We start from the raw sequence: 4,887 nt of genomic DNA, 5'->3' as shown, positions 1-4,887 counted from the left end.
GCGCTCAGGCCTTGCCCGTCCTTGACTCGTTGCACGGCGGCTTCCTTGAACTCTGCCGTGTACACCTGGTGCGGTACCTTGAACATCTATGCTTTCCTTCCTTTGGGTCGAGTTTATACGCGACCTGCTGGAAGGCGAAATTTCAGGGGAAGCTCACTCACCGCCTTCCTGCAACAGGCCGGATTCAAACCGCGAAGTCGCGTGTGTGTTCAGGTCGAAGACGGCAAGCTCATCATCACACCGGCTTGAACGATCGCTACAGACAACGAACCCAGCGCAAGGCTGGGTTCGTTGTTTCAATGCGCCAGAACGAGTTTATAAATCCAGATGCCAGCAATCAGAGTAAATCCAATAACGATGGCAACCCAGTAGATTGTCTTTTGACCTTTACTCAGCTTCTCGTATTGGCCCGGTTTGAATGATGGTCCAGCCATATTGGCCTCTCTACTTTTTCATGTCAAACCCATAACTAATGGGATTCACTGCGGTACCAGGCGGGAAGCTAAAACCATACTCAATGGAGGTTTGTCCCCCATATGCATGACTGATCCCGCCACCTACACCAATGGCAGGGAGGGCCGGAACAGGTACGAACGTTGACGCATTAGCACCACCACCGGCCAAGTACGAGCTAGTACCTGCTGCACCTCCTCCTCCAAGAATACTTCCGAACGTCACGGAAAGCCCGGGCTTCAACGAATACGTGGGGATGGGCTTACCAAGCGCCCAACTTCCAAATGTATCGCCGTTGTGCAGATTAATTACTACGCCGCCTGAAGCAATATAGATGTTGCCTTGGATCGAAACATAATCCGGAGACATTGCCCCAAGTGCAAGTTGCGCGTTGTCCCCCTGCGCCTGAATCTCAGCACTCAGCATTGCGTCACTACATTGCACAGTGGCCGGGCACACCTGCGCCACCAGATCCTTCGACCTCTTGTCGCCGCCCGCACCGTCATGAGCAGATCGATTGTATAAATCAACGCTCGACGCAGCCGACGCGCCCGAACTACCGCCCACCGCTGCGCCCGCTCCCGTGGCAAGCACATTCGCGATGATGTTGCCCAAGGCTCGATCTGCATCCGCATTGCCAGTCGGACTGGACGCCGCGATGTCATGACTCAACTCATCGAGCTTGCCCGCAGCCGCCGCCGAGATTCCCGCACCGGCGGCTCCTTGCGCAGCACTGCCTACGCTTCCACCGCCAAGACCCGCGACCGCCGCACCACCAGCAATATGCATCGCAATTCTGTACTCACCACCCTCGGCCCACACCGCTGCACCCGCCTGATCGTGATTGGCCTCCGCCAGATTGTGCTCCATATCCGCATACGCGCCGATGCCTTGAGCCACCACTTGCCCCGCCGCCTGTGCGGCCTGCATCGTATCAGCCTGTTGGTTCAGTATCTCGTTCACGTCGGGCGTGCTTGCTACCGTGCCGTTCGTGCTCGTCGTGTCGCGGCTCAGATTCGCCACGTCCTGCGCCTGACGTTCCACGTCGGTGAGCGTGATCGTGCCCGGGCTGATCGCGCTGCGCGTGGTCGAACTTTGGTCGCCGTTCTCATGCTGGCCGATCATCGGCACCAGCCCGCCCGATCCCGGCACTGAAGCAGGACCGACAGCCTTGTCGGAGCTCGGACCCGGCGACAGCCCCACGGAGCCGCCAATACTGTTCGCCGAATAGTGCGAGTGGTTGCCGACGTCCGCGAACGTCAGCGTACCGGTGGACAGACTGTTCTTCGCTGCGTCATCCGCGCCGACAATGACCGCGCCCGTGAGCGCCGTATTGCCTTTGACCGACACATCAAAGCCGCCGTCGCCCGCATATAGCCCCGCCTGTTCCTTGACCTGCGCATAATTCCCATCCGCATGGCCGTTCTGTGCGCTGAAGCTCGCGCCGCCGCCGCTCTGACTGATCGCAAAGCCGCCGCCGGCGCTGCTCTGGTGCGCCGCGCTGACGGTCGTATCCTGCACGCTCGCGATGTTCAGGTTGCCGCCGACGTCCGCCGCGATATGTCTTCCGGCGATCTGTGAGCCAATCACGTTCGTATCGCCGCCTGAGACGATCGCGACGCTATTAGCGCCCGTTACGTGCGACGCGTTCTGAATCGCTGCGTCGCTGTTGGCGTCGCCGTGCGCGTTCGCCATCGCCGCCGATATGCCGAAACCGTTCGTGCCGACCGACACGCCGACGCTCGCGCTCTTGCTGCTGTTGGAGCTGCGCGTCGACGCCGTGTCGGTCGTGTTGACGACGTTCACCTGATCCTTCGCGGCGAGCACCACGTCGCTTGCGCTGATGTTCGAGCCGGCGATGTTCAGGTTTCCCTCGGTCGCCACGAACGCCGCCGTGCCTCCTGCGTTCACAGACGAACCGCGATTTATCGTCTGCGTCTCGCTCGAATCGCTGCGGCTGCTGCTCGACCCGACGCTCAATTGAACGGCGATGCTCGGGTTCCGCATCAGCGCGCCACGGCTCGCGCCGGCAACGCCCATCGCCGCATTCCCCGCGGCCGCGATCGCGTGCAGCGTCGCCGCTCGATCGTTGCCCGTGCTCGCCGAGTGACTCGCGGCGCGGCTCTGCGTATAGGCGTTATTGATCGCGTCGCCCACTGAGCCCGACAGCCCGAGCGCAAGGCCGCTCGTATGTGAGGTTTCCGTCCGCGAACGCTGCGCCGTATCCTTGGCCGCGTCGATGGTGACGTTCGCGCCCGTGCCGACGAGGTCCTTCGCCGCAAGCAGATCGCTGCCGGTCACATGCAGGGTATTGCCGGCCTGAATCGAGAGATTGCCTGTCAGCGAGCCGACCGTGCTCGCGTTGTTCGTCACACTCGAAGCCTGATCGGTCGTCGCGTGATTATTGCTGCCATAGGTCACGGTCAGGCCGCTGGTGCCGAGCCCGGAGCGCTTTTCCTGATAGCTGCTGGACGACGTCATGGTGTCCTGCGACGTGCCGATCTTGACGTCATGCGCCGCGCTCAGCGCGACGTCATGGGTGCCGACGATCGTACTGCCTTGGACGTTGATGTCGCGGCCGCTGGCGATCGTCACCGCATCCGCGGAAACCATGCTGCCTTGTGCAAGCGTCGCCGTGCTGGCGCGCGAACTCGTGACCTCCTTTCCGCTGACCGCATTGCTGTGGCTGTGCTGCTCCTGCGTGTTCTCGACGTGCGTCTCGGTCGCGGCCGTAATGTTGACGTTGCCGGTCGCCGCAAGCGCGGCCATGCCGTGATCGAGGCTGATCGCGCTGCCTGTGACGTTGATATCCTTGCCCGACGCCACGACGAGCGAGTTACCCGCGTTGAGTACGGTGTTCGTGAGCGTGTCGTCGGAGCGGTGCAACGACTCCGAGTAAGTGCCGTGACCGTCGGCGCCTGCGCTGTTGCTGTCGACCGTCGAGGTCGCGCGCGCGGCCTGCAGGGTGACATTGCCATTCGCCGCGAGCACGCCGCCGCCGTTCAGATCCAGCGACGCGCCGGTCGCGGTGAGGTCGCCGGCAACGCCGATCTGCGTCGCGCCGCCCACCTTGACCGCGCTGCCGGTCGTCTGGTTGAGATTGGTATGCGACACGCCATTGGCGCGCTCGACGACCTTGTTCTCGCCGGTCTGCACCGAGCCGAGCTCATAGTTTCCGCCGACAAGCATGGCAAGGTTGCCACCGACGTCCAGCGTGCCGGCGTTCTGCTGAAGGTCGCCGCCGGTCACGATCGCCGCGTCGCCTGCGACGTTCACGGTCGCGAGCGGCCCGAGTGTGCTCACGGTGCGCGTCGCGCCCGTCGCGCTGACCTGGTGGATTGTGTTGACAGCGGTATTGAGGAGAAGATCGCCGCCGGCATTCAGTGCCAGGCTCCCCGCGTTGAGGGTGGCGGATGTCAGATCGACGTCGCCTTGCGTGGTGAGGGACATCAGACCGCCGCTGCGCAGCGCGCCGAAAGCGTTGTCGATCTGCGTGCCCTGAATCGAAAGCGTGTTGCCCGCCTGTATCGTGCCGCTGTTGCTGAACGTCTGTGCGTCCTTCAGATCGATATCGGTCGCGGCGATCAGCGGCCCGTTCATGTTCTGCTGGCTTGCCTTCGCAAGGTACACGACGGGCACGAGCACGGACTGACCGTCGACGATGACCGTCTGCATGATGACGACGTTGCTCGTCAGCGCCGCGACCTGTTCCGGCGACAGACTCATGCCGAGCGGCAGATCGAGCGACTTCGCGAGCGACGCGCCGGCGGCCAATAGCGCCTCATACATGGCTTGCGTGTCGGTGTAGGGACCGAGCACCGCACGGCCGGTCAACGTTGTGACCTGATTGCGCACGAGCTGCTGCTCGTACATGCCATCGCCCAGGCGTTTCTGTACCTTCTGCGGATCGAGGTCGAGTTGCCGCAAGAAGTAGTCGCTCGAGATGAAGCTCCGCTGGTTCGTGAAAGCCGGATTGGTCGCGATGAGATAGGTCGCATCCGGCGCGCTCGTGCGACTGAACAGACCGCCTGGCGGAATCGAGAGGTTCTGCAACACGCTCGGCGCCGTCGCGCCCGCGATCACGGGATCGACCCAGCTCGCGCCGCCGATCGCCGGTGATCCGGGCCGCGTGCCAAGGTCGCCGATCACGACGCCTGAACCCGCCTGAGCCGGAGCGAGTCCGATAGACGGCGTCCCCGCATTGCCGGCCGTGTTGTCGATGCTCACGCCCGAGCCCGAGAGCGTGCGGCCCGCGACGAAGCTCGATTCGTAGGCGGGCAGCGCGAAGTATCGGATATCGGCCGGTGCGATCTGAGCATAACCACCCGGACGACTGCCGACAAACGGCGCATCGCCGAACGGCAGCGTCCAGTTGTGTTCCGAGTCGTCGTAGTTGTTGTAGTGGTAATAGCCCGAGTACGTCACCTGCACGAC

At 62.9% G+C, this 4,887-nt stretch carries 2 protein-coding genes; one reads left to right on the top strand and one right to left on the bottom strand.

The features are described from left to right. Positions 1–422: hypothetical protein (locus QCE62_RS34840; RefSeq protein WP_309927955.1), on the top strand; the 422-nt coding region annotated here is incomplete at its 5' end. A gap of 22 nt (positions 423–444) precedes the next feature. On the opposite strand, the gene QCE62_RS34835 is transcribed toward QCE62_RS34840, so the two are convergent. Continuing rightward, positions 445–4,887: hemagglutinin repeat-containing protein (locus tag QCE62_RS34835; RefSeq protein WP_309927953.1), on the bottom strand; the 4,443-nt coding region annotated here is incomplete at its 5' end.

The sequence above is a fragment of the Caballeronia sp. LZ033 genome, assembly GCF_031451265.1.
GTDB lineage: Bacteria > Pseudomonadota > Gammaproteobacteria > Burkholderiales > Burkholderiaceae > Caballeronia.
This window is presented reverse-complemented; position numbering and strand designations above follow the sequence as displayed.